Source organism: Amycolatopsis sp. NPDC031561, assembly GCF_055580625.1.
In genome coordinates this window covers 23221-44229 of sequence record NZ_JBVILA010000016.1, presented here as the reverse complement: position 1 = coordinate 44229, position 21009 = coordinate 23221, and the positions used below count along the sequence as shown (strand labels likewise).

The 21009-nt window shown below is 69.0% G+C and carries 19 protein-coding genes; 9 read left to right on the top strand and 10 right to left on the bottom strand.

Annotated features, from left to right (window positions below):
* Positions 1-29: 29 nt before the first annotated feature.
* Entirely contained in the window at positions 30-1823 is a 1794-nt protein-coding gene (locus ACZ5IK_RS27480) for a right-handed parallel beta-helix repeat-containing protein (protein WP_465490319.1), read from the top strand.
* Between the two features lie 71 nt (positions 1824-1894).
* A complete protein-coding gene (locus ACZ5IK_RS27475) occupies positions 1895-2524 on the top strand; it encodes a hypothetical protein (RefSeq protein WP_465490318.1) in 630 nt (209 codons plus the stop codon).
* A gap of 18 nt (positions 2525-2542) precedes the next feature.
* Here the strand turns inward: ACZ5IK_RS27475 and ACZ5IK_RS27470 are convergent, their stop codons facing one another.
* Positions 2543-3922, bottom strand: a complete 1380-nt coding sequence (locus tag ACZ5IK_RS27470) for an aminotransferase-like domain-containing protein (RefSeq protein WP_465490317.1) — start codon at positions 3920-3922, stop codon at positions 2543-2545.
* On the opposite strand from ACZ5IK_RS27470, the gene ACZ5IK_RS27465 reads away from it, so the two are divergent.
* On the top strand, positions 3921-5144 hold the full coding sequence (locus ACZ5IK_RS27465; RefSeq protein WP_465490316.1) for an aminotransferase class V-fold PLP-dependent enzyme: 1224 nt from the start codon (positions 3921-3923) through the stop codon (positions 5142-5144). The two genes, ACZ5IK_RS27470 and ACZ5IK_RS27465, sit on opposite strands and share 2 nt — an antisense overlap.
* 56 nt (positions 5145-5200) lie before the next feature.
* On the opposite strand, the gene ACZ5IK_RS27460 is transcribed toward ACZ5IK_RS27465, so the two are convergent.
* From ACZ5IK_RS27460 to ACZ5IK_RS27445, 4 genes are all read right to left on the bottom strand, one after another.
* Positions 5201-7243: a M3 family metallopeptidase gene (locus ACZ5IK_RS27460; protein WP_465490315.1), complete on the bottom strand. Its 2043-nt coding sequence runs from the start codon at positions 7241-7243 to the stop codon at positions 5201-5203.
* 102 nt (positions 7244-7345) lie between these two features.
* Positions 7346-8056 (bottom strand): histidine phosphatase family protein, encoded by a 711-nt coding sequence (locus ACZ5IK_RS27455; protein ID WP_465490314.1) that lies wholly within the window; start codon positions 8054-8056, stop codon positions 7346-7348.
* Positions 8057-8161: 105 nt separating this feature from the next.
* Positions 8162-9001, bottom strand: coding sequence for an undecaprenyl-diphosphate phosphatase (locus ACZ5IK_RS27450; protein ID WP_465490313.1), 840 nt, complete (start codon positions 8999-9001; stop codon positions 8162-8164).
* Positions 9001-10047 carry an LLM class F420-dependent oxidoreductase gene (locus ACZ5IK_RS27445; protein WP_465490312.1) on the bottom strand — a complete coding sequence of 349 codons (1047 nt, stop codon included), beginning with the start codon at positions 10045-10047 and terminating at the stop codon, positions 9001-9003. Before ACZ5IK_RS27445 ends, ACZ5IK_RS27450 begins: the two co-directional genes overlap by 1 nt.
* 137 nt (positions 10048-10184) lie before the next feature.
* Here ACZ5IK_RS27445 and ACZ5IK_RS27440 point away from each other — a divergent pair, with 137 nt between their 5' ends.
* The 3 genes from ACZ5IK_RS27440 to ACZ5IK_RS27430 all read left to right on the top strand — a co-directional run bounded on the left by ACZ5IK_RS27440 (position 10185) and on the right by ACZ5IK_RS27430 (position 12495).
* Positions 10185-11150, top strand: coding sequence for an aldo/keto reductase (locus tag ACZ5IK_RS27440; RefSeq protein WP_465490311.1), 966 nt, complete (start codon positions 10185-10187; stop codon positions 11148-11150).
* A 113-nt stretch (positions 11151-11263) separates the two neighbouring features.
* Positions 11264-12277 carry a YncE family protein gene (locus ACZ5IK_RS27435; protein ID WP_465490310.1) on the top strand — a complete coding sequence of 338 codons (1014 nt, stop codon included), beginning with the start codon at positions 11264-11266 and terminating at the stop codon, positions 12275-12277.
* Complete coding sequence (locus tag ACZ5IK_RS27430) at positions 12274-12495, top strand: DUF5703 family protein (RefSeq protein WP_016334446.1); 222 nt, start codon at positions 12274-12276, stop codon at positions 12493-12495. Before ACZ5IK_RS27435 ends, ACZ5IK_RS27430 begins: the two co-directional genes overlap by 4 nt.
* Here the strand turns inward: ACZ5IK_RS27430 and ACZ5IK_RS27425 are convergent.
* Genes ACZ5IK_RS27425 through ACZ5IK_RS27410 form a run of 4 tightly spaced genes read right to left on the bottom strand, consistent with a single transcriptional unit; the run spans position 12488 to position 16069 of the window.
* Positions 12488-13231, bottom strand: coding sequence for an SRPBCC family protein (locus ACZ5IK_RS27425; RefSeq protein ID WP_465490309.1), 744 nt, complete (start codon positions 13229-13231; stop codon positions 12488-12490). The genes ACZ5IK_RS27430 and ACZ5IK_RS27425 overlap by 8 nt on opposite strands.
* A complete protein-coding gene (locus ACZ5IK_RS27420; protein WP_465490308.1) occupies positions 13232-13828 on the bottom strand; it encodes a winged helix-turn-helix domain-containing protein in 597 nt (198 codons plus the stop codon).
* A gap of 40 nt (positions 13829-13868) precedes the next feature.
* Positions 13869-14747: an alpha/beta fold hydrolase gene (locus ACZ5IK_RS27415; RefSeq protein ID WP_465490307.1), complete on the bottom strand. Its 879-nt coding sequence runs from the start codon at positions 14745-14747 to the stop codon at positions 13869-13871.
* A complete protein-coding gene (locus ACZ5IK_RS27410) occupies positions 14747-16069 on the bottom strand; it encodes a M20/M25/M40 family metallo-hydrolase (protein ID WP_465490306.1) in 1323 nt (440 codons plus the stop codon). Before ACZ5IK_RS27410 ends, ACZ5IK_RS27415 begins: the two co-directional genes overlap by 1 nt.
* 266 nt (positions 16070-16335) lie before the next feature.
* Between ACZ5IK_RS27410 and ACZ5IK_RS27405 the strand changes: the two genes are divergently transcribed.
* Together ACZ5IK_RS27405 and ACZ5IK_RS27400 are read left to right on the top strand one after the other, a co-directional pair.
* On the top strand, positions 16336-17982 hold the full coding sequence (locus tag ACZ5IK_RS27405) for an ArnT family glycosyltransferase (RefSeq protein ID WP_465490305.1): 1647 nt from the start codon (positions 16336-16338) through the stop codon (positions 17980-17982).
* On the top strand, positions 17979-18707 hold the full coding sequence (locus tag ACZ5IK_RS27400) for a hypothetical protein (protein WP_465490304.1): 729 nt from the start codon (positions 17979-17981) through the stop codon (positions 18705-18707). Before ACZ5IK_RS27405 ends, ACZ5IK_RS27400 begins: the two co-directional genes overlap by 4 nt.
* 40 nt (positions 18708-18747) lie before the next feature.
* Here ACZ5IK_RS27400 and ACZ5IK_RS27395 read toward each other — a convergent pair whose 3' ends face one another.
* Positions 18748-18987, bottom strand: a complete 240-nt coding sequence (locus tag ACZ5IK_RS27395; protein ID WP_465490303.1) for a hypothetical protein — start codon at positions 18985-18987, stop codon at positions 18748-18750.
* Here ACZ5IK_RS27395 and ACZ5IK_RS27390 point away from each other — a divergent pair.
* Positions 18968-20950 carry a P-loop NTPase fold protein gene (locus tag ACZ5IK_RS27390; protein WP_465490302.1) on the top strand — a complete coding sequence of 661 codons (1983 nt, stop codon included), beginning with the start codon at positions 18968-18970 and terminating at the stop codon, positions 20948-20950. The genes ACZ5IK_RS27395 and ACZ5IK_RS27390 overlap by 20 nt on opposite strands.
* Positions 20951-21009: the final 59 nt, after the last annotated feature.

Sequence of the window (21009 nt, the reverse complement as noted above, 5' to 3'; positions counted from 1 at the left end):
TCATAAACAACTCCCAGGAGCGCTTCAGCATGCCTGAAATCAGGTTGTACGTGTCCCCCGACGGCCAGGACGACTGGCCTGGCACCGTCGACCAGCCCTTCGCCACCCCGAGAGCGGCGCAAGAAGCCGTCCGCGCCGCCACCGCCGGGATGACCGGGGACATCGTCGTCGCCTTCACTGCCGGTGTCCATCACTTGCGAGAACCCCTGGTTTTCGACGACAAGCTGGCGGATTCCGGCACGAACGGCTTCCGCGTGATCTACCAGGCAGACGGCTACGGAACGCCCGCACAGGCGAAGGTCGAACTGAGCGGCGGCCGCGAGATCTCCGGCTGGTCGGCAGGCGACGACGGCGTCTGGACGGCGCCGGTCGGCGAACTGGCACCACGACGGCTCACCGTGGACGGCCGGCCCGCGGCACGAGCGGCCCGCGTGACCGGATTGCCGGGTTCCGTGACGAAAACCGGGACTGGTTACGTCACGGACAGCGTCGAACCCCAGTCCTGGCCGGATCCCTCCGGGCTGGAGTTCGTCTATCCCGGCGTCTACCCGTGGTCCGAAGCCCGGCTCGCGGTCGCATCGGTTTCCGGCGACGCCTCGTCGACGACCATCACCATGGTCCAGCCCGCCTTCGACAACGCCAAGTCCCTCTACGACTCGAAGTGGTACGCAGCAGGCGGAGACGGGACGTGGGACGGTCTCGCCGCCCCTTCCGTACTCGAGAACAACGTGGCGTTCCTGACCGAGCCGGGCACCTTCGCCGTCAGCCGCGGCGAGCAGGGCGAACACGTCCTGCATTACCGCCCACGCCCCGGCGAAGAAATCGGCAAGACCACCGTCCTCGCGCCGGTGCTCGAAACGCTCGTCAGCGGGAAGGGTGTGCACGACCTCGTGCTCCGCGGCTTCACTCTCGCCGACGCGGCCTGGTCGGGCCCCGCGCACACCGGTGGCTACCTGCACTATCACGGGAACTCCCGCTACGAGCAGGGCGAGTTCCGGAAGATCGACATGGGCGCGGACGTGGGCTACGTCCATGTTCCGGCCAGTCCGGTTCAGCTGCCCGCCAACGTCAGCCTCGCGTCGGTCAGGCGAGTCACGCTGGAGGGCAACCACTTCACCCGGCTCGGCGCGGGCGGGCTGCTGATCGAGGACGGCACCGACGTCGAGATCCGGGGATGTGTCTTCGACGAGATCTCGGGCAGCGGGATCGCCGTCCACGAGAGCACCCAGGTCTCGCTCGAGGACAACCTCGTCCACCACATCGGCACCGAGTACCGCGGCTCGTCCGCCGTCATCGTGGTCGAGTCCGAAGAAACGACCGTGGCGCACAACGAGATCCACGACGTCCCGCACAACGGCATCGTGATCACCGGCGGCGAGCGGGCCAAGGGCACCCAGGTGATCGCGAACCTCGTCGAACGCAGCATGGGGAAGCTCATGGACGGTGGCGGGATCTACCTCTCCGCGCCGCAGGGGTCCTCGTTCGCCGGCGGCGCGGTCGTCCGCGGCAACGTGATCCGGGATGTCCTCACCTCGTTCAACTTCGGGCTCTACACCGACTACGGCGCCGCGTGGATCACCGTCGTCGGCAACATCGTCCACGGCGCCGACACGCCGATCGTGCTCCAGGTCGGCCCGCCGCTGGAGAACGTCGCCTTTCTCGGCAACTTCTGGGACGTCCAGCCGGACGGCGAAGCGCCCGAGACGGTGACGATGGCCGGGAACACCTTGCTCTCCAAGGAGAACTTCGACAAGGAAGTACAGGCCGATCCGGCGGGCGCCGACATCCTCGCGCGGGCGGGCCGACGGGGTCTGGAACGATGATCACCGCTCCTGCCGGGCGCTCGCCCGGCAGGAGCCGTTCCGCCCACGATCCCCCGAGGAGACCACCCGCCATGCCGACCCAGTCCACGGACTCCCCCGGGACACGCCATCGCCTCGCGAGGATCGCGACCGAGGTGCTCGCCCCCTGGGTCTGGGTGCTCGGCCTGCCGCTGATCGTCGCTTGGAAGGTCACCGGCTACCACCTCGGCGAGACGGTGTTGTGGGGACTCATCGTCGGCGTCACCGGCTCACTGATTCCGATGGCCGTGATCGTGCGGGGCGCGCGGAAGGGCAAGTGGGACAGCCACCATGTGACCGACCGGGCCGGACGACTCGTCCCGTTCGCGGTCTGCATCGGCTCGCTGGCCGCCGGATTCGTCATCCTGATCGCCGGTGGCGCTCCGCACGAGATGATCGCGCTCGCGGCCGCCGAGCTCGTCTGCCTGATCGCCGCGCTGGCGATCACCTTCGGCTTCAAGTTCAAGATCTCCATGCACGCGATGGTGGCGGCGGGTGCGGCCGTCATGCTGATCCGGGTCTACGGCCCCTGGCTCGCCCTGGTCTTCCTCGGCGTCGGCTGGGTCTGCTGGTCTCGCGTCGAACTCGGCGACCACACGAAGGCCGAGGTCACGGTGGGGACGATCGCCGGTGTCGTCCTCGGCGGTGGTGTTTATCTGGTCCTCGAAGCTTTTTTGGCCTGAGCGACGCCGTATAGGTCGTTATACATCTCTCAAGCGCCGGATGCCTTCGGTGAGTTCGGCGAGGTCGGCCGTCGCGGCGAAGCCCAGGCGCAGGAACGGCCCGGACGGCTCGGTGGCGAAGAACCGCTCCCCTGCCCCGACGACGACTCCCCGCTCTCTCGCGGCGCGGGCGAGCGCGTTCGCGTCGCTCCCCGCCGGTAGCCGCACCCACAGGTGCAGCCCGCCCGCGGGAAGGCGTGCGACAGTCCATTCAGGACACTCCCCCGCCAGCGCCGCGGCCGCTTTCACGCACCGTTCCCGCAGTTCGGCGCCCAGTTTCCGCACGTGACGTTCCCAGGACGGCGCGCTGAGGAGTTCGAGCGCCGCTTCCTGCAGTGGACGGGAGACGAAGAAGTCGTCGACCCGCCGGATCGCCTTCATCCGGTCGAGTACCGGTCCTCGCGCGATCAGCGCCCCGATCCGCAGGCTCGGCGCCGCCGCTTTCGTCACCGACGTCAGGTGGACGACCGTGCCGTCGCGGTCGTCGGCGATCAGCGGACGCGGTGCCGTGGATTCGTGCGACAGGTAACGGGCGAAGTCGTCCTCGAGCACGAACGCGCCCGCCGCCCGCGCCACCTCCAGCACCTGAACGCGACGTTCGGCGGCCAGCACGGTCCCGGTCGGATTGTGGAAGGTGGGCTGACAGTAGAAGAGCCGGGCGCCGGTCATCGCGAACGCCTCGGCGAGCAGGTCCGGACGGACACCGTCCTCGTCGATCGGGACCGGCACCGGACGGAGTCCCGCCGCTCGGGCCGCGGCGAGCGCGCCCGGATAGGTCGGCGACTCGACCAGCACAGGACTTCCCGGAGCGGCGATGGCCCGGAACGCCATCGACAGCCCGCTCTGTCCGCCGGACGTGATCAGGACGTCGTCCGGCGACGCTGAAGCCGGTCCCGCGAACACCGACCTCAGCGCGGCCAGCCCGGTGGCGGGCGCGCGATCCCAGGCGTCCGGACGACGGCCCGCCCGCGCGAGCGCCGCGCTCAAGAACCGGGCCGCCTGCAGTGATCGGTGCGGATAGCCGCCGTCGAGCAGGATCGCGCCGTCCGGCGGCGGGCCCAGGGTGCCGGTGAGGGACCGGGTGTCGACGCTGCGATCGGTCAGCGCGACGGTCTGCCAGGCCGTGTCGAGCGGCTCTCCCGCCGTCCTCGGCTTCGTCGCCACGTACGTCCCACTGCCGGGACGGGTCACGACAGCGCCTTCCGCGGCCAGCAGGGCGATCGCGCGCGAGACCGTCACCGGGCCGACCCGGTAGCGCTCGATCAGCTCCCGGCTACTGGGCAACCGGTCCCCCGGCGCCGCCGCACGGACCAAGGAACGCAGCTGGGCCACGAGCGCGGAAGTGCTACTATCCGACATGAAAGAACATGATAGTGCTACTGGAAACCGCGCGGAATCACTACTGGACATTCCAGCGCTGCGAGCCGATACCCCCGGTAGCGAGAAGGTCGTCCACTTCAACAACGCGGGCTGCGGTCTCGTCGCCAAACCGGTGCTGGCCACGATGCTCGACCACCTGAATCTCGAAGCCGAGATCGGCGGCTACGAGGCCGCCGCCGTACGGGCCGACGAGGTCGCCGGGTTCTACCGTGAGATCGCCGCGTTGATCAACGCGGCGCCGCGCAACATCGCCTTCGCGGCCAGTGCCACTCACGCCTATTCCACAGCGCTGTCCTCGATCCGGTTCGAAACCGGCGACGTCGTCCTCACCACCCGCAACGACTTCATCTCCAACCAGATCGCGTTCCTGTCACTGCGAAAGCGGTTCGGTGTCCAGGTCGTGCACGCACCGGACACGCCGGAAGGCGGTGTCGACGTCGAGGCCATGGCGGCGCTCATGCGCAGCAGGAAGCCGAAACTGGTGGCGGCCACGCATATCCCGACCAATTCGGGACTGGTCCAGCCGGTCGCCGAGATCGGGCGGCACTGCCGGGAACTCGGTCTGCTGTACCTGGTCGACGCCTGCCAATCGATCGGCCAGTACCCCGTCGACGTCGAGGAGATCGGCGCCGACCTGCTCACCTCGACGTGCCGCAAGTTCCTGCGCGGTCCCCGCGGCTCCGGCTTCCTGTTCGTCTCCGATCGCTTCCTCGCGGACGGCCACGAGCCGCTGTTCATCGACATGCACGGCGCCCGCTGGTCCGCGCCGAGGAAGTACGAGCCCGCGGAATCGGCCGTCCGGTTCGAAGAATGGGAATTCCCGTACGCCACGGTGCTCGGCTGTGCGCGAGCGGCGCGCTACGCCCGAGAGGTCGGCCTGGAGGCGATCTCACGGCGGACGCCCGCGCTCGCGTCGAGACTGCGTGACGGGCTCGCCGCCCTTCCCGGCGTCGAGGTGCTCGACCGGGGCCGGAAACTGGGCGCGCTGGTGACGTTCTCGATCAAAGGCTGGGAGGCCGTCCCGTTCAAGGCGGTGATGGACGCCCGGCGGATCAACTCGGCGCTCAGCTACCGGGAGTTCGCCCAGTTCGACTTCGGCGACAAGAACGTCGACTGGTGCCTGCGGCTGAGCCCGCACTACTACAACACCGAACAAGAGGTGGACGACGTGACCGCGGCCGTCGCCGAACTCGCCGCCTGATCGCGGTTTCCCTGCCTGGGCACTGGGGGTGCCCGGGCAGGGAGACCGTCAGAGTGTCAGGCGCCGGCGAGACCGCGGCGCTGCAGCAGCGGCTCGATCTCCGGGTCACGGCCGCGGAACGCGCGGAAGGCGTCCATCGGGTCGATGCTGCCACCGCGCCCGAGCAGCTCGCGGCGGAAGTGGTCGCCGTTCTCCCTGGTGAGCCCGCCGTTCTCGCGGAACCACTGGACGGTGTCGGCGTCGAGGACCTCGCTCCAGATGTAGGAGTAGTACCCGGCGCTGTAGCCACCGCTGAAAACGTGCGCGAAGTAGGTGGTGCGATACCGCGGCGGCACGGCTTCCAGCGCGACTCCGGCCTTGGTCAGCGCCTCGGCCTCGAACCGCTGGACGTCTTCGACGTGGTCCTCGGTGCCGAGCGCGTGCCACGCCTGGTCCAAGAGGGCCGCGGCGAGGTACTCGGTCGTGGAGAAGCCTTCGCCGTACTGCTGCGACGCCAGGAGCTTGTCGATCTGCTCCTGCGGAAGCGGCTCCCCGGTCACGTGGTGCTTGGCGTAGTTGGCCAGGACCTCGGGCCAGAGCATCCACATCTCGTTGACCTGCGAGGGGTACTCGACGAAGTCACGCGGGACGCTGGTGCCGGAGAACGTCGGGTACTGCACGTCCGAAAGCAGCGAGTGGAGCGCGTGCCCGAACTCGTGGAACGCGGTGACGACCTCGTCGAAGGTCAGCAGGGTCGGCTCGCCCGCCGGAGGCTTGGCGACGTTGAGCACGTTCACCACGACCGTCTTGGTGCCCAGCACTGTCGTCTGGTCGACGAAGTTGTTCATCCAGGCGCCGCCGCGCTTCGAGTCGCGGGCGTAGTAGTCGAGCAGGAACAGGCCGAGTGCCGTGCCGTCGGTGTCGAAGACCTCGAAGATGCGGACCTCGGGGTGGTACTTCGGCAGGTCTTCCCGCTCGGTGAAGCTCAAGCCGTACAGCTTGGACGCGGCGAAGAAGACCCCGTCGGTCAGCACCCGGTTCAGCTCGAAGTACGGGCGGAGCGCCGCGGTGTCGACCTCGAACCGGTCCTTGCGGACGCGCTCGGCGTAGAACGCCCAGTCCCACGGCCGCAGGACGGCGCCGGGGATGTCGGCTTCGAGGTAGCGCTGCAGTTCTTCGGCCTCCGCCTTGGCGTTGGCCACGGCGACCGGCGCGAGGCGTTCCAGCAGCCCGGCAGCGGCGGCGGCCGTCTTCGCGGTCTCGTCTTCGATGACGTAGGAGGCGTGGTCGGGGAAGCCGAGCACGGCGGCCCGCTCGGCGCGCAACCGGACCAGCCGGGCGACGATCTCGTTGTTGTCGAACTCGTTGCCCCGGTTGCCCCGCGACACCGACGCGGTGAAGATCCGCTCGCGCAGCGCGCGGTCCTCCAGCGTGGCCAGCGCCGCCTGCGCTGTCGGCAGGGTCAGCTTGAGGACGTACTTGCCCTCCTCGCCCGCTGTCTCGGCGGCGGTCGCGATCTCGTCCCCGCCCAACCCGGTGAGTTCCGCGACGTCCTCGACGACGACGGCGAGTTCGTTGGTGTCCTTCAGCAGGTTCTGCTGGAACCTGGTCGACAGGGTCGAAAGCTGCTCGTTCAGCTCGCGCAGGCGCTTCTGGTCGGCTTCGGGAAGCCCCGCGCCGGCACGGCGGACGTCGGTGTGGTGACGCTCGAGGAGGCGGAGCGACTCGGTGTCGAGGCCGAGCTCGTCCTTGCGCTCGAACAGCGTGTTGATCCGGGCGAACAACGCCGGGTTCAGGTTGACGGCATCGGCGTGCGCCGCCAGCCGCGGCGCCATTTCGGCCTGCACTCGCTGGATCTCGTCGTTCGCGTTCGATCCGGAGAGGTTGTAGAACACGCTGGAGACGCGGGACAGCAGCCTGCCGGACTTCTCCAGCGCGGCGATGGTGTTCTCGAACGTCGGCGGCTCGGCGGAACCGGCGATCGCGTCGATTTCGGCGGCGTGCTCGGCCAGGCCCGCTTCGAAGGCCGGCAGGAAGTGTTCGTCGGCGATTCGGTCGAACGGCGGAAGGGCGTAGGGCAGCTCACTCGGCGCGGCGAACGGGTTGTCCTGCGAAATCATCGGTGTTGCTCCCGGGTCGTCGAATCTGCTGTTCAGGCCACCTTACGGGCAGTCAGGGGCCGGTGGATGCCGTCCGTGGCGTGACGCCGCAGGCGGCGACGGTCACGCTCCGGTGGTACCGCCCACCACCGCGTCGGAGCTCTGCTTTCCCTTGCCGCGCTTGGCTTTGGCCTTGGGCGCCGGTGGGGCGATCCCGGCCAGGTCACCGCCGTTGTCGTTGACGCGCAACACGAACGGACGAGTCTCGGTGTAGCGGACCACCGAAACCGACGCCGGGTCGACCACGATCCGCTGGAACGCGTCGAGATGCTGGCCGAGCGCGTCGGCGAGGATCGACTTGATCACGTCGCCGTGGCTGCACAGGAGCCAGACCGCGTTCTCGCCGTGTTTCGCGGTGATCCGGGCGTCGTGCGCGCGAACGGCCGCGACCGAACGCGCCTGCATCGCGGCCAGTCCTTCCCCGCCGGGGAAGACCGCGGCCGAGGGGTGCGCCTGCACGACCCGCCACAAGGGTTCCTTGAACAGATCCTTGAGCGCGCGACCGGTCCATTCGCCGTAGTCCACTTCGGACAATCCGGGCTCTTTGACCTTGTCGAGACCGCGTGCCTCGGCCAGCTTCGCGACCGTCTGGCGGCAGCGGAGCATCGGCGAGACCACCAGCTCGGCGAGAGGAACCGGCGCCAAGCGCTCGACGAGCGCCGCCGCCTGTGCCCGGCCGGTGTCGTCAAGCCCGACCTTGGGCGTGCGGCCGGCCAGGACGCCCGAACCGTTCGCCGTGGACTTGCCATGGCGCAGAAGGATCACAGTACTCACGTGGCCCACCCTACGTGTCCGTGCTTTGCCCGCTCCCGCGTTTCGTCCTCTGGATGCGGTGGTTGCGTGTGCAAGGACCGCATCCAGAGGACTGGATGCGGGGGTTTACAGGTGCGGGCCCGCGCCGGGGTCGAGGACGCCGGTGAAGATCAGCACGAACAGCAGGACCCCGAGCACGAGCCGGTAGATCACGAACGGCACGAAGCTCTTGGTCTTGATGTAGGACATCAGCCAGGCGATGACGGCGTAGCCGACGCCGAACGCGACCAGGGTCGCCAGGATCGTCGGCCCCCACTGGGCCGGGGCGCCGTCCTTGCCGATGTCGGTCAGCTTGTACAGGCCCGAGCCGAACACCGCCGGCAGCGCCAGCAGGAAGGAGTACTCCGCCGCCTCCGCGCGGGTGTAGCCGAGCAGCAGCCCGGCGCTGGTGGTGCCGCCGGAGCGGGAGACGCCCGGGATCAGCGCCAGCGCCTGCGCGAACCCGAACCCGAGGCCGTGCGGCACGGTCAGGTGGTCCAGCGTCCGTTCCTGCCGCACGATCCGGTCGGCCAGCAGGAGGATGAGGCCGAACACGATCAGCGTGGTCGCGGTGATCCGCAGATCGCGGAAGGTCTCGTCGATCGCGTCCTGCAGCAGCAGGCCCAGCACCACGATCGGCAGCGAGCCGATGATGATCAGCCAGCCGAGGCGCGCGTCCGGGTCTTGCCGCCAGTCCTTCTTGTAGATCGAGAAGAACCAGGCGCGGAGGATCTTCCCGATCTTGCTCGAGAAGTACAGGATGACGGCGAGTTCGGTGCCGATCTGGGTCACCGCGGTGAAGGCGGCGCCCGGGTCGTCCCAGCCGGCGAGCGCCGCGGTGATCCGCAGGTGCGCGCTGGAGGAGATCGGCAGGAACTCCGTGAGGCCCTGGACGAGTCCCAGGACCAGTGCTTCGAACCATCCCATCAGGCGACACCGGCCAGTTCGATCGCCTCGGCCGCGACTTCGAGAGCGTGTGCGGAGCTCTCGGGGTCCGGCATGGAGAGCGCGACGGTCAGCGTCGTGACCCCCGCACCGGCGAAGGCCTGCATCCGTTCGGCGATCCGCTCCTTGGGCCCCAGCAGCGACGTCGCGTCGATGAACTCCAGCGGGACGGCCGCCATCGCGCCTTCGTAGTCCTTGCCCAGGTACTTCTGCTGGACGTCGGCGGCTTCGCGCTCGAAGCCCATCCGACAGGCGAGCTGGTTGTAGAAGTTCTTCTCCCGGCTGCCCATCCCGCCGAGGTACAGCGCCGCGTACCCGCGGACCGCGTCGGCGCAGTCCTTCCAGTCGTCACCGATCACGAGCGGGACGGTGGGGACGACGTCGAAGCCGTCGAGGGACCGTTCGGCCTTCTCCGCGCCCGCCTGGATCAGCTTCAGCTGCTCTCCGGCGTGCTCGGGCGAGAAGAACACGGGCAGCCAGCCGTTCGCGATCTCGCCGGTCAGTTCGAGGTTCTTCGGGCCGATGGCGGCCAGGTACACGGGGATCTCTTCGCGCACGGGGTGCACGGTCAGCGTCAGTGCCTTGCCGGGCCCGCCGGGCAGCGGGAGCTCGAAGTGCTCGCCTTCGTACTTCAGCCGCTCACGGGACAGCGCCTTGCGGACGATCTCGACGTATTCGCGCGTCCGGCCGAGGGGTGACGCGAACTTCACGCCGTGCCAGCCTTCGGAGACCTGCGGGCCGGAGACGCCGAGGCCGAGGCGGAACCGGCCACCCGACAGCGTGTCCAGGGTCGCGGCGGTCATCGCGGTCATCGCGGGCGTCCTCGCCGGGATCTGCAGCACCGCGCTGCCCACGTCGATCCGTGAGGTCTGCGCCGCCACCCACGCCAGCACCGTCGGCGCGTCCGAGCCGTACGCCTCCGCCGCCCAGACGACCGCGTAGTCCAGTTCGTCCGCCTTCTTCGCCAATGCCAGGTTGGCCGCGTCGTTGCCCGCGCCCCAATAGCCCAAGTTCAGTCCGAGTCGCACGGCGTGAATGTATCCATCGGAGTGTCACTCCTCCGTTCAGGGTGTTGACACCGCGGTGACCCGGCCGGTGGTACTCGATCACGACACGCTCACCTGCTCCGCGTCCCGCACCGGCCTTCCGGCTAGGCTCGCCCGTCGTGGAAAAACGACAGCTCGGCCGGTCGGGACTGCGGGTCTCGCGGATGGCCCTCGGGACCATGACGTGGGGTGGCGACACCGACTCGGAGGAGGCGGCCAGCCAGCTGGTCGCGTTCGTCGACGCCGGGGGCACCCTGGTCGACACCGCCGACATCTACAGCGAGGGCGAGAGCGAACGCGTTCTCGGCGCGCTGCTCGGCGACCTCGTCCCGCGTGACGACATCGTGCTCGCCACCAAGGCGGTCGCCCGCCGCACCGACGGCCCGTTCGGTGGTGGTGCCTCTCGCGGCGCTCTGCTGAGTGCGCTCGAAGGTTCGCTGCGCCGCCTCGGCACCGACCACATCGACCTCTGGCAGCTGCACGCCTGGGACACCACCGTGCCGGTCGACGAGACCCTCGCGGCCCTCGACTACGCCGTGACCAGCGGAAAGGCCCGCTACGTCGGCGTCTCCAACTACTCCGGCTGGCAGCTCGCGACCGCCGCGGCCCGCAGTTCCGCCGTCGCCCCGCTGGTCTCGACGCAGGTCGAGTACTCGCTGCTGGAGCGCGGAGTGGACCGCGAGGTCGTGCCCGCCTCGGAGCACCACGGCATCGGGATCCTGCCCTGGGCCCCGCTCGGCCGGGGCGTGCTCACCGGCAAGTACCGCACCGGGACACCCGCCGATTCCCGTGGCGCTTCGAGTGTTTTCGCGGGCTATGTCGAACATCACCGGACCGATCGCGCGGCCAGGATCGTGCAGGCGGTCGCGACCGCCGCCGACGGGCTGGGCACCTCGCCGCTGGCCGTCGCGCTGGCCTGGGTCCGCGACCGGCCGGGAGTGGTCGCGCCCGTGGTCGGAGCCCGTGACACCGGCCAGCTCACCGGATCGCTCACGGCCGAGGAGATCATGCTCCCGCCCGCCATCCGATCGGCGCTCGACGACGTCAGCGCGATCGAGGTCGGGTACCCCGAACGCGGCCTTTGAGCCGTCTCGATTACTGGATTAGGTGACTGTTAGGTGACACAGACGTGACGCGGTGGGGTTCCTGGGGGATGCTGGACAGGTCCGTTCGACGAGTAGCAGGTGGAGGCACCAAGGTGGGTCGGCTGTCCGCCGTTTCCCGGATCGCGATCCCGCTCGCCGGTGCCCTGGTGCTCTCGTCCTGCGGTACGGACGACACCCCGAACGACACGCTCCAGATCGTGCAGAACCCCGTCGCGGTGACGGCTGCCGTCTCCCCCGCGGTGACGGCCAAGCCCGCCGGTTCGGTGTTCGCCGGGCCCGGGGTGAAGGCGCTGGCCACCGACGAGGCGAGCAAGACGCTGATCGTCGCCGTCTCGGAGCCGCCTTCGCTGCGCATCTACGATCTCTCGGCCCTGGAGGCCCCGAAGACGACCGTGGCCTTGCCCGGCCCCGCCGAGCGGCTCACGGTCTCGGGTGGCCAGGTGCTCGCCAGCGTCCCCGGCAAGAGCCTGCTGGCGAAGGTCTCCCTGCCCGGCGGCGCGCTGGAGACCGTCCCTGTCGCGGGGCAGCCTTCCGCCGGTCTCGCCGACGGAAACTCGACGCTGGTCTCGGTCCGTGATCGCAAGGTCGTCGAGGTGCTGTCCGCCAACGCGGGCCCGAAGACCATCACCGGCCAGATCTACAGCGCCGACGACGTGCTGAACACCGGCGACGGCGTGGTCGTCCTGGACAAACTGCGCACCGCCTTGTTCTCGGTCGACCTCGCGGAGGGCAAGGTCGGCGAGGGCCTGCGGGCAGGCGACGGCGCGGCCAACGCGGTCACCGACGATCTCGGGCGCGTTTTCGTCACCGACGCGCGAGCGGGCGCGCTGCTGGCGTTCTCCACGACGCCGCTGCTGCTGCGCCAGCGGTACCCCGTCCCCGGCGGGGCGTACGGCATCGCCTACGACCGCGCCCGGGGCCTCGCCTGGGTCACCCTCACCGAGCGCAACGAGGTCGTCGGCTTCGACGTCCGCGGCGGAGAGCCGATCGAGAAGCACCGGTTCCCCACCCTGCGGCAGCCAGATTCGGTCACCGTCGACGAGCAGGGCGGCCGTGTGGTCGTCGGCTCGGCCATCGGAGAAGGGATCCAGGTGATCACGCCATGACAGTTGTGGACGAGGCGGTGGTCGAAGGGGATTGGGAGTACCGGCGGCTGCAGTTGCCTCCCGGTGTTTCCCGGCGGGCGGCGGCGACACAGTTGTCGATCCACGCCGAGTTCGCCGGCTGGGAGCTCTCGACCGTCCGGCTCTACTCCGACGGGACCCGGAGGGTGTGGTTGCGCCGCAAGCGCACCGCCACACCCCTGCCCGGCCTGATCACCTGAAGACCCGGCCGAGCCAGTCCGCCCAGAGCTCGTCCTGTTCCGCGGGGTCGACGTCGCCGAACAGGTGATGCATCGCGAGCATCGGCCCGCGGAAACCACGGACGAAGCGCAGAAGCGCGTCCGCGGTCCGGATCCCGACCGTCTGCTCGTTCGCCAGATAGACCTCTCCGTCCACTGTGGACATCGACCCCGTGCTCAGCCGGACCCGGTCGCCCGTGTCCGGCCGCCCGGCGAGACCCAGTTCCCGGCCCAGCGCCAGCCACGCGCGGTCCCAGTCGTCGATCGCCGGCCCGAACACCGTCACCGGCACCGCTTTCCGGCCCGCGAACCCGTTGAGGTACTCGACCAGGGTGCGGAGGAACAGCTCGCCGCCACCGCGCATCGCCTCGAACTCTTCTTCCCAGTCGTCGCCGGGCAGGAAGCCGCTCGTCACGGTCCGCAGCACGGTGCTGCCGCCGGCACGGCCCTCGATGAGGAACTCGTAGGCCACGAACCGCCCGTCCGGATCGGGCTCCTCGCCGTAGACGAGGCGCTCCAGCGGATCCCACGCGGTGATCGCGGACGCGGGTTCGTAGCCGCCGAACGCGGTCTTCACCGTGCCGCCGACGCCACCGTCCACCTCACTGCGTCCCATGAACCATGACGTGATCCCCGGCCCGGTCGCGATGGCGTCCCAGACCTGCTCCGGCGTCGCGTCGACCTCGACGCGTTCGGCGATCTCGAATTCGTGCCCCACTCAGCGCTCCTCGGTCTCGGTTTCGACGCTCGGGTGGACGGCGACGACGATCCGGTGATCGCGGCCCTGTTCGGCGCCTTCGTCGTGGTACTTGCTCACCAGGTTCGTGATGGCGACGGTGAGTTCTTCGGCGAACGCGGCCCTGTCGGCCGCGTTCGAGAACCGCACCTCGCCGTCGATCGCGAAGGTCGCGACCCGCTTGCGCGCCTTGGTGGAGCCGGTGATCAGCAGGCCGACGTCGCGCACCAGCCTGCCCGCGACCGCGAGCAGCCAGCGCGCGGACAGGCGGTCCGGCGACTCGGCAGGGTCGGGCTGGACCGCGGAGAGCGCGGTCGGCGAGATGACGTAGGACGCCGCTGTCGCGCGCATCATGCGTTCGGTGACGTTGCCCTTGCGCCGCTCTTCGACGAGCTCGACCAGGCCGTGCTTTTCCAGCGCGCGCAGGTGATAGTTCACCTTCTGCCGCGGCAGATCCACCCGCGCGGCCAGCATCGTGGCCGACGCGGGCTCCGCGAGTTCGGACAGCAGCCGGGCCCGGACCGGGTCCAGCGACACTTCGGCCGCTTCCGCGTCCTCGATCACCGCTACGGAGAACATGGCAAGAAGGTGCCACCGAAAAGAGAAATTGTCAAGGAAGTCAGTCTTGTCGGCGGGCTCTGGTCGCCAGGGCGAGCAGCCGGGGCACCACCTGCGGGGCCGCCTCCAGCGGGACGACGTGCCCCACCCCGGGCAGTACCACCGACGTCCCGTTCTCCACCGCGCCCGCCAGTTCTTCGACGTCGGCGGTGGGCACCAGTTTGTCGCGCTCCCCCACGATCGCCGTCACCGGCACCGCGCCGACCTGCGACAACGCCGATTCCCGCGTGTAGGCGTCCAGTGCCGGGCGGAACGCGGACACCGTCTGGGGCCAGTTGCCGCGGATCATCCGGACGGTCAGTTCGACGTCGCCGGGCACCGGGTCGTCCCCGAAGAGCCACCACCGCAGGCCCGCGGTCACCGCCTTGCTGGTGTGCTCCCGCACCAGGCCGATCAGCTTCGTCCCGAAGACCATTTCGAGGTCCCGGCCGAGTTTCCCGAGCGCGTTCGGCCAGATCGCGTCCGGGGTGACGCCGCCGGCGGACATGGCGAGCAACCCGATCCCCGCCACCCTGTCCGCGAAGACGTCGGGGTGGCGCTGGGCGAGCGAAAGGATCGCGAGCCCGCCCATGTCGTGACCGACCAGGACGACCCGGCCCTCGGGAATCACCTTCTCCAGCACCTCCGCGAGATCGTCGGCGAGATGCCCCATCGTCGCCGACGCGGCCCGGACCTCACCGGATTCGCCGTGCCCGCGCTGGTCGTAGGCCAGCACCGCGATCGGCTCCTCCGCGGCCTCGGCCAGCACCGGCGCGACGGCGCGCCAGCTCCGCCTGTCGAGGGCGTACCCGTGAAGGAGCACCACGGTCACCGGCGCCGACGGATCACCCCAGCGTTCGAAATGCAGGGGTGTTCCGTCGGCGGCCAGCAGACCGGACATCAGGCGGAGCGGAGGAAACGGTCGAGCACCCGCACACCGAACTTCAGCGCGTCGACCGGGACACGCTCGTCGACGCCGTGGAACAGCGCCGAGAAATCGAGGTCCGCGGGCAGCTGCAGCGGGGCGAACCCGAAGTTGCGGATCCCGAGGGACTGGAACGACTTCGCGTCCGTGCCACCGGAGAGCATGTACGGCAGCGTGCGGGCGCCCGGGTCTTCGGCGAGGACCGCCGCGGTCATCGCGTCGACGAGAGCGCCGTCGAAGGTCGTCTCGACCGGCGGCAGCTCCATCCACTCCTTCTCGATGTCCGGGCCGAGGATCTCCTCCAGCTCGGCGTTGAACGCCTCGAGACGGCCAGGAAGGATCCGGCAGTCGACGGAAGCCTCCGCGACCGAGGGGATGACGTTGGACTTGTAGCCCGCGGTGAGCATCGTCGGGTTCGCCGTGTCGCGCAGGGTCGCGCCGATCATCCGGGAAATGTTGCCGAGCTTGGCGACGGAACCCTCGATGTCGTCCTCGGGGAAGTCCCAGCCGGTGATCTCGGTGACGCCGTCCAGGAATTCGCGGACGGAGTCGGTCATGACCAGCGGGAAGCGGTGGTTGCCGAGCCTCGCGACGGCCTCGGACAGCTTGGTGACGGCGTTGTCGCGGTGGATCATCGAACCGTGGCCCGCGGTGCCGCGCACCCGCAGCTTCATCCAGCGGATGCCCTTTTCCGCCGTCTCGATGAGGTACGCGCGGACGTTGTCCTTGAGCGTGATCGAGAAGCCGCCGACCTCGCTGATGGCCTCGGTCACCCCCTCGAACAGCTCGGGCCGGTTCTCCACCAGCCACTGCGCGCCGTACTTCCCGCCCGCCTCCTCGTCGGCGAGGAACGCGAAGACGAGGTCACGCGGCGGCACGATGTTGTTGATCTTGTAGTGGCGGGCCAGCGCGAGCGTCATCGCGCACATGTCTTTCATGTCCACTGCACCGCGGCCCCAGACGTAGTCGTCCTGGATCGCGCCGGAGAACGGGTGCACCGACCACTCCGAGGCGTCGGCCGGGACGGCGTCGAGGTGACCGTGGATCAGGAGCGCGCCCCGCGACGGGTCGGCGCCCGCCAGCCGGACGATCACGTTGTGGCGGTTCTTGCCCCCGGACTCGACGTAGGTGATCTCGTAGCCCGCGTCGGTGAGCTTCTCGGCGACGTACTCCGCCGCGGCGCGTTCACCGACGAGCGTGTCGGGATCACCCGTGTTGGTGGTGTCGATGCGGATCAGTTCACTGGTGAGGGTGACTGCCTCTTCGGCGGCGGCTTCGATCAGATTCGGTTCGGTCACCAGGCATTCCTACCATTGGTGGAGCGTGCCGACCCGTCACGACCGCCGCGTGGACACGTGTGAAGACCCACTCCCGCGGCCGGCGGCACCACCAGGCATGTCCGGCGGCCTGCGAGTCCGATCGGCGGTATGGGTGCCGACCGGTCGTGGATAACGTCGGAGTCCGCGAGAGTTCCGGCCGTAGCGCGCGTGCGGGGGGCGAATTCACGCACTGGGGAATGCACTGAAATGACTCGGCCGGTTTGCCCGCGCCTGGAGGTATCGGAGTGTCCGGAACACTTGCCCGTCTTCCGTCGTCCCAGGACGTCGTGTCCGAAAGCAGGCCCCCTCGCTGGGCGGTGTGGCGTTCGCCGTCCGATCAGCCGCGCTGGGCCCGGCCGGTGTTGCTGGGCATCGCGGCGGTGGCAGCGGTGCTGTACGCGTGGAATCTGCCGTCGGTGGACTTCGCGCCGCTGTATTCGGACGCCGTGAAGAGCATGTCCGGGAGCTGGAAGGCGTTCCTGTTCGGGGCCGTGGACGCGGAGGCGACGTCCACTTTGGACAAGCTGGCCGGGTCGTTCGTGCCACAGGTGGTCTCCGCGAAGATCTTCGGGTTCCATGCCTGGTCGCTGGCGTTGCCGCAGGTGATCGAGGGCGTGATCTCGGTGCTGGTGATGTACCGGGTGGTGCGGCGCTGGGCCGGTGTGGTGCCCGGTCTGCTGGCGGCCGGGATCTTCACGTTGACTCCGGTCGCCGCGTCGATGTTCGGGCACAGCATGCAGGACGGCGCGCTGGTGATGTGCCTGGTGCTGGCCGTCGACGCCTATCAGCGCGCGGTGCTGGAGGGGCGGTTGCGGTCGCTGGTGTGGGCCGGGGTCTGGGTGGGGCTGGGTTTCCAGGCGAAGATGCTGCAGGCGTGGATGGTCTTGCCCGCGCTGGCGATCGGTTACCTGCTGACCGCTCCGGTCGAACTGCGCCGCCGGGTGAAGCACGTGGTGGTCGCCGGTGCGGTGACATTGGCGGTGTCGCTGTCGTGGATCGCGCTGTACACCTTCACCCCGGCCGATGCCCGGCCCTACGTCGACGGCTCCACGAACAACAGCGCCGTCGCCATGGTGTTCGGCTACAACGGCCTCGGGCACCTGGGCATTCAGCTGCCCGGCGCCAGGAAGTTCGACAACGACGGCGGCGCGATCGACCCGCAGCAGCTGGCCGGGCAGCGTGACATCCTTCCCGCCACGCGGGGAAATACCGAGGAGGACCCGACGAAGGCGACGAGCAGGCCGGTCCAGAAGGGCGGGGCCAAGCTGTTCGACGGCCACCTCGCCGTCGCGGTCGGCTGGCTGTACCCGCTCTCGCTGCTGGCCCTGCTGTGCGGACTGTGGTGGCGGCGCAGGGCCGGGCGCGCCGATCCGGTGCGCGGCGGACTGGTGATGTGGGGGGTGTGGCTGCTGACCTTCGGTCTGGTCTTCAGCGTCGCCGAGGTCCCGCACACCGCGTACGTGGCCTCGCTCGCGCCAGCGGTCGCCGCGCTCTCCGCCCTGGGCATCGTGCTGTTCTGGCGCGCGTACCGGGAGGGCGGCAAGCAGGCTTGGCTGTTGCCACTCGCGGTGGCGGCCGAGGTGGCCTGGGCCGCGTGGCTGTGGTCGCACTACCCGAATTTCCTGCCGTGGGCGAAATGGGGCGCGCTCGCGCTGGGCGTGGCCGCTGTCGTCGCCTTGGTCCTGGCGCGCGTGGTCAAGACCACCTCGCCCCGCCTGGTCACCGCCGGGCTCGCCGTCGGGGTCGCGGCCGTGGTGGCCGCGCCCGCCACGTACGCGATCTCCGTGCTGGACCCCGATTACTCCGGCATGTCCTTCGACGCCAACGCCGGCCCGGAGTCGGGCCGGATTCCCGCCGCGCCGCCCACCCCGGCCAACGGGGCGGGTGGGTGAGCCGGGTCGCGATTTCCAGGTTGCTCCTATTCCAGGCCCACGGTGACGCGACTCCGGTGACGATCTCTCATTCCTCCTGGATCGGGCACGATCCTCGAGGCGTCCCGTGTGACGTAAAGTGGGCCGCTGTGCTCAACACAAGACTTTCGGTCGGCCTCTTCGTAGCGGCCGGCGCCCTCGTACTGGCCGCGTGCGACGACTCTGCCGGGCCGGACGCTGCCGGCCTCGACCCCGCGAAGTGCGCTGACCCGAATTTCGCCAGTGCTCACAAGGATTTTTGCGTCGACAACGCCTCCGTGCCGGAGACGCCGGCAGCCGAAGCCGCCACGTTGTCCAACGGCTTGAAGGTCAGGATCGTCTCCGCGAAGTCCGAGACCGTGGATTCGAACGCCTACGACTCCGGCCCGACCGAGAACGTCGTGGTGACAATAGCCACCGAGATCACGAATACCGGCAACGCGACGCTCGTCCTCCCAACGGCGAAGAGCAACGTCCGCACGGAGTTGTTGTACGGCGCCAACCACGCCAAGGCGACGAACTCCGCCGTTCAGAAGAGCGGCCCCACCGACCTTCCGGAGCAGCTCGTTGCGGGCGGATCGGTGACGATGATGTCGACCTTCACGATGCGCGCCGGGGGCGCGGACAACGTCGTCTTCCGGTTCAACCCTGACAGCACCACCACGGACGACATCACCTTCACGAACGTCCAGACCTTGTACAAATAGCGCTCGCGCGCCTTCTCCGCCGGCTACCTGCCGCGGGACGTCACCGCCAGAAGGAAACCAACCAGCACCACCACAGGTGGAACCGCGCTCGGGATTTCTTCATCCGCACGCCGTGATGCCATAGCACCATCACGACTATGGCGCCCGCGCTGAGCAGAGTCAGCACACTGCCCATGACGATCACACCGGTGTGCTTGTCACCTTCGTCGAATTCCGCGCGTCGCTCGTCCGGCCACACCCGGATGTGTACCCGGCCGCCGGTGAAGACGTTCACCGGCACGGCCTATCTCCGGCTGATCGGCGAACTCGCCACCCGGACTCCTCATACCGCGTCCGTGGCGGACGACTCCGTTCCGGAACTGTTTCCCGCTTCAGCCCTGCGTGCGCTACGCAGCCATCTTCTCCCGCTGGAGGTCCCGAACCTGCCGGACCTGATCCGTCGCGCGCTCGGGCCGTCCATTCCCGTGCCCGCGATCGATCACATCACCGATCCATGGAACGCCGTCCAGTTCCTTACGGACTTCAACGCCGGCCCGGACGGAATCCCGCCAGCCATCGCGTTCCTTCGTCTTCTGGCCGAGGAACTCGATGGTCCGACCGGCGTCGTCATCACCGACTGGGTCAGCGAGCAAGCCCATCGCCTTCGTCTGGACCCCAGATTGGTATCGCCGCCCTCACGTCAGGCTGCGACCTCTGAGCAACCAGTCCCGGTTCCTCCCACCACCGAGACCAAAGTCGACTGGGCCAGCGATGCTCCAGCCCTCGACGATCACCTCAGCCGAACGTCACTGGCCGATGTCCTCGCCGCCCAGTTGCACGACGTCCGCGGCAGGGCCCCCTCGACCTCGTTCCTCATCCACCTGGACGGGGCCTGGGGCACAGGCAAAAGCACCTTGCTGAACTTCCTGCAGCTCCGACTCGAGGACGAGTTCACGATCGTGCGGTTTGATGCCTGGCGCCAATCACGTCTCGGACCGCCGTGGTGGGCGCTGCTCTGCGCGACCCGCGGAGCGGTCGCTCGTGAACGCGGCGCCGTCTCAAGGGCCGCGCTCCGTGCCGCCGAAGGAGTCGTGCGTGCCCGGCGAGTCGGCGCGGGCGTCACACTCGCGCTCTTCCTTGTCGCCCTCCTGGTCGCGGGGCTCGCGGTCTTCCTGTTACCCCGTATCGCGGGAGGAGACGCACTCTCCACCCTCGCCAAAGCCGTCACCGCCGTAGTCGTCACCTTGGCGACGCTGTGGGCCGGCGCCCGCGTCGTAGGCCGGACGCTCCTGTGGGACACCGTCCGCGGCGCCCGCCTGTTCGAGCAATCCACTCCCAATCCCATGGATCAGGTCGCCGCCCACTTCGACTGGATGCTGAGCAAAGCCCGCAAACCCGTCGTGTTCTTCATCGACGACCTCGACCGCTGCCCTGGCAGCTACGTGGTGGACCTTCTCGACGCGGTCCAGACCCTGATCCGCGACACCCCGACGCCGACGACGACCGAGCACGCAGCCGCGTACTTCGTCGCCGCCGCCGACGGCGCCTGGCTCCGCAAAAGTTACGAAGACGCCTTCCCGACCTTCCTCGGCTCGGTCTCCACTCCCGGCTACTCCCTGGGCTACCTGTTCTTGGACAAACTGTTCCAGTTGACCGTCCCCGTTCCGATGCCCAGCACCAGAGCGCGCACGACCTACCTCGGGCACCTGCTCAACATCACCGATCCCCACCGCGACGAAGCTCTCGACCAGGAGATCACGGCCGGCAAAACCGCCCTCGCCGACGCCGACGACGAATCCGAGATCCTGGAGATCTTCGACGCCGCCACCCCCGCCGCGCGAGACCAGCTCGCCAGGGACGCCGCCCTCGCCCTCGCCTCACCACAGAACCGCGCCCACACCGAACACAGCCTGGGCAGATTTCTCCCGCTGCTGCACCCCAACCCACGCAACATCAAGAAATTTCTCAACACCTACAGCATTCTGCGGTCGGTCCGCACCCTCGAGCAGAACACCGTCCCCTCCGACGTCCTCGCCCTCTGGACCATCATCCGCGTGCGATGGCCATCCATCGCCGACCACCTCGAAACAAACCCTGACGCGATCCGCGGACTCATCGAACCCCTGTGGGCCTCGGAATGCCTTCCAGCAGAACTCTGCGAACTGGCCACCGACACCGAGCTCCGCGCCGTGATCCTGCACTCCCATGGCGGACCACTGAACGCCGACCTCATCCGGCAATGCGCCGGAACCGAATGGCAATAGGCCTCTTCACCACCCAGTCTCCTGCGGCACACCGGCATCCCCGCCATTCAGCCAAGCTC

Bases quoted from the DNA above. Each gene is read 5' to 3' on its own strand.
- ACZ5IK_RS27480 (WP_465490319.1), top strand. From the start codon at position 30: ATGCCTGAAATCAGGTTGTACGTGTCCCCCGACGGCCAGGACGACTGG.
- ACZ5IK_RS27475 (WP_465490318.1), top strand. From the start codon at position 1,895: ATGCCGACCCAGTCCACGGACTCCCCCGGGACACGCCATCGCCTCGCG.
- ACZ5IK_RS27465 (WP_465490316.1), top strand. From the start codon at position 3,921: ATGAAAGAACATGATAGTGCTACTGGAAACCGCGCGGAATCACTACTG.
- ACZ5IK_RS27470 (WP_465490317.1), bottom strand. From the start codon at position 3,922: ATGTCGGATAGTAGCACTTCCGCGCTCGTGGCCCAGCTGCGTTCCTTG.
- ACZ5IK_RS27460 (WP_465490315.1), bottom strand. From the start codon at position 7,243: ATGATTTCGCAGGACAACCCGTTCGCCGCGCCGAGTGAGCTGCCCTAC.
- ACZ5IK_RS27450 (WP_465490313.1), bottom strand. From the start codon at position 9,001: ATGGGATGGTTCGAAGCACTGGTCCTGGGACTCGTCCAGGGCCTCACG.
- ACZ5IK_RS27430 (WP_016334446.1), top strand. From the start codon at position 12,274: ATGACAGTTGTGGACGAGGCGGTGGTCGAAGGGGATTGGGAGTACCGG.
- ACZ5IK_RS27420 (WP_465490308.1), bottom strand. From the start codon at position 13,828: ATGTTCTCCGTAGCGGTGATCGAGGACGCGGAAGCGGCCGAAGTGTCG.
- ACZ5IK_RS27415 (WP_465490307.1), bottom strand. From the start codon at position 14,747: ATGTCCGGTCTGCTGGCCGCCGACGGAACACCCCTGCATTTCGAACGC.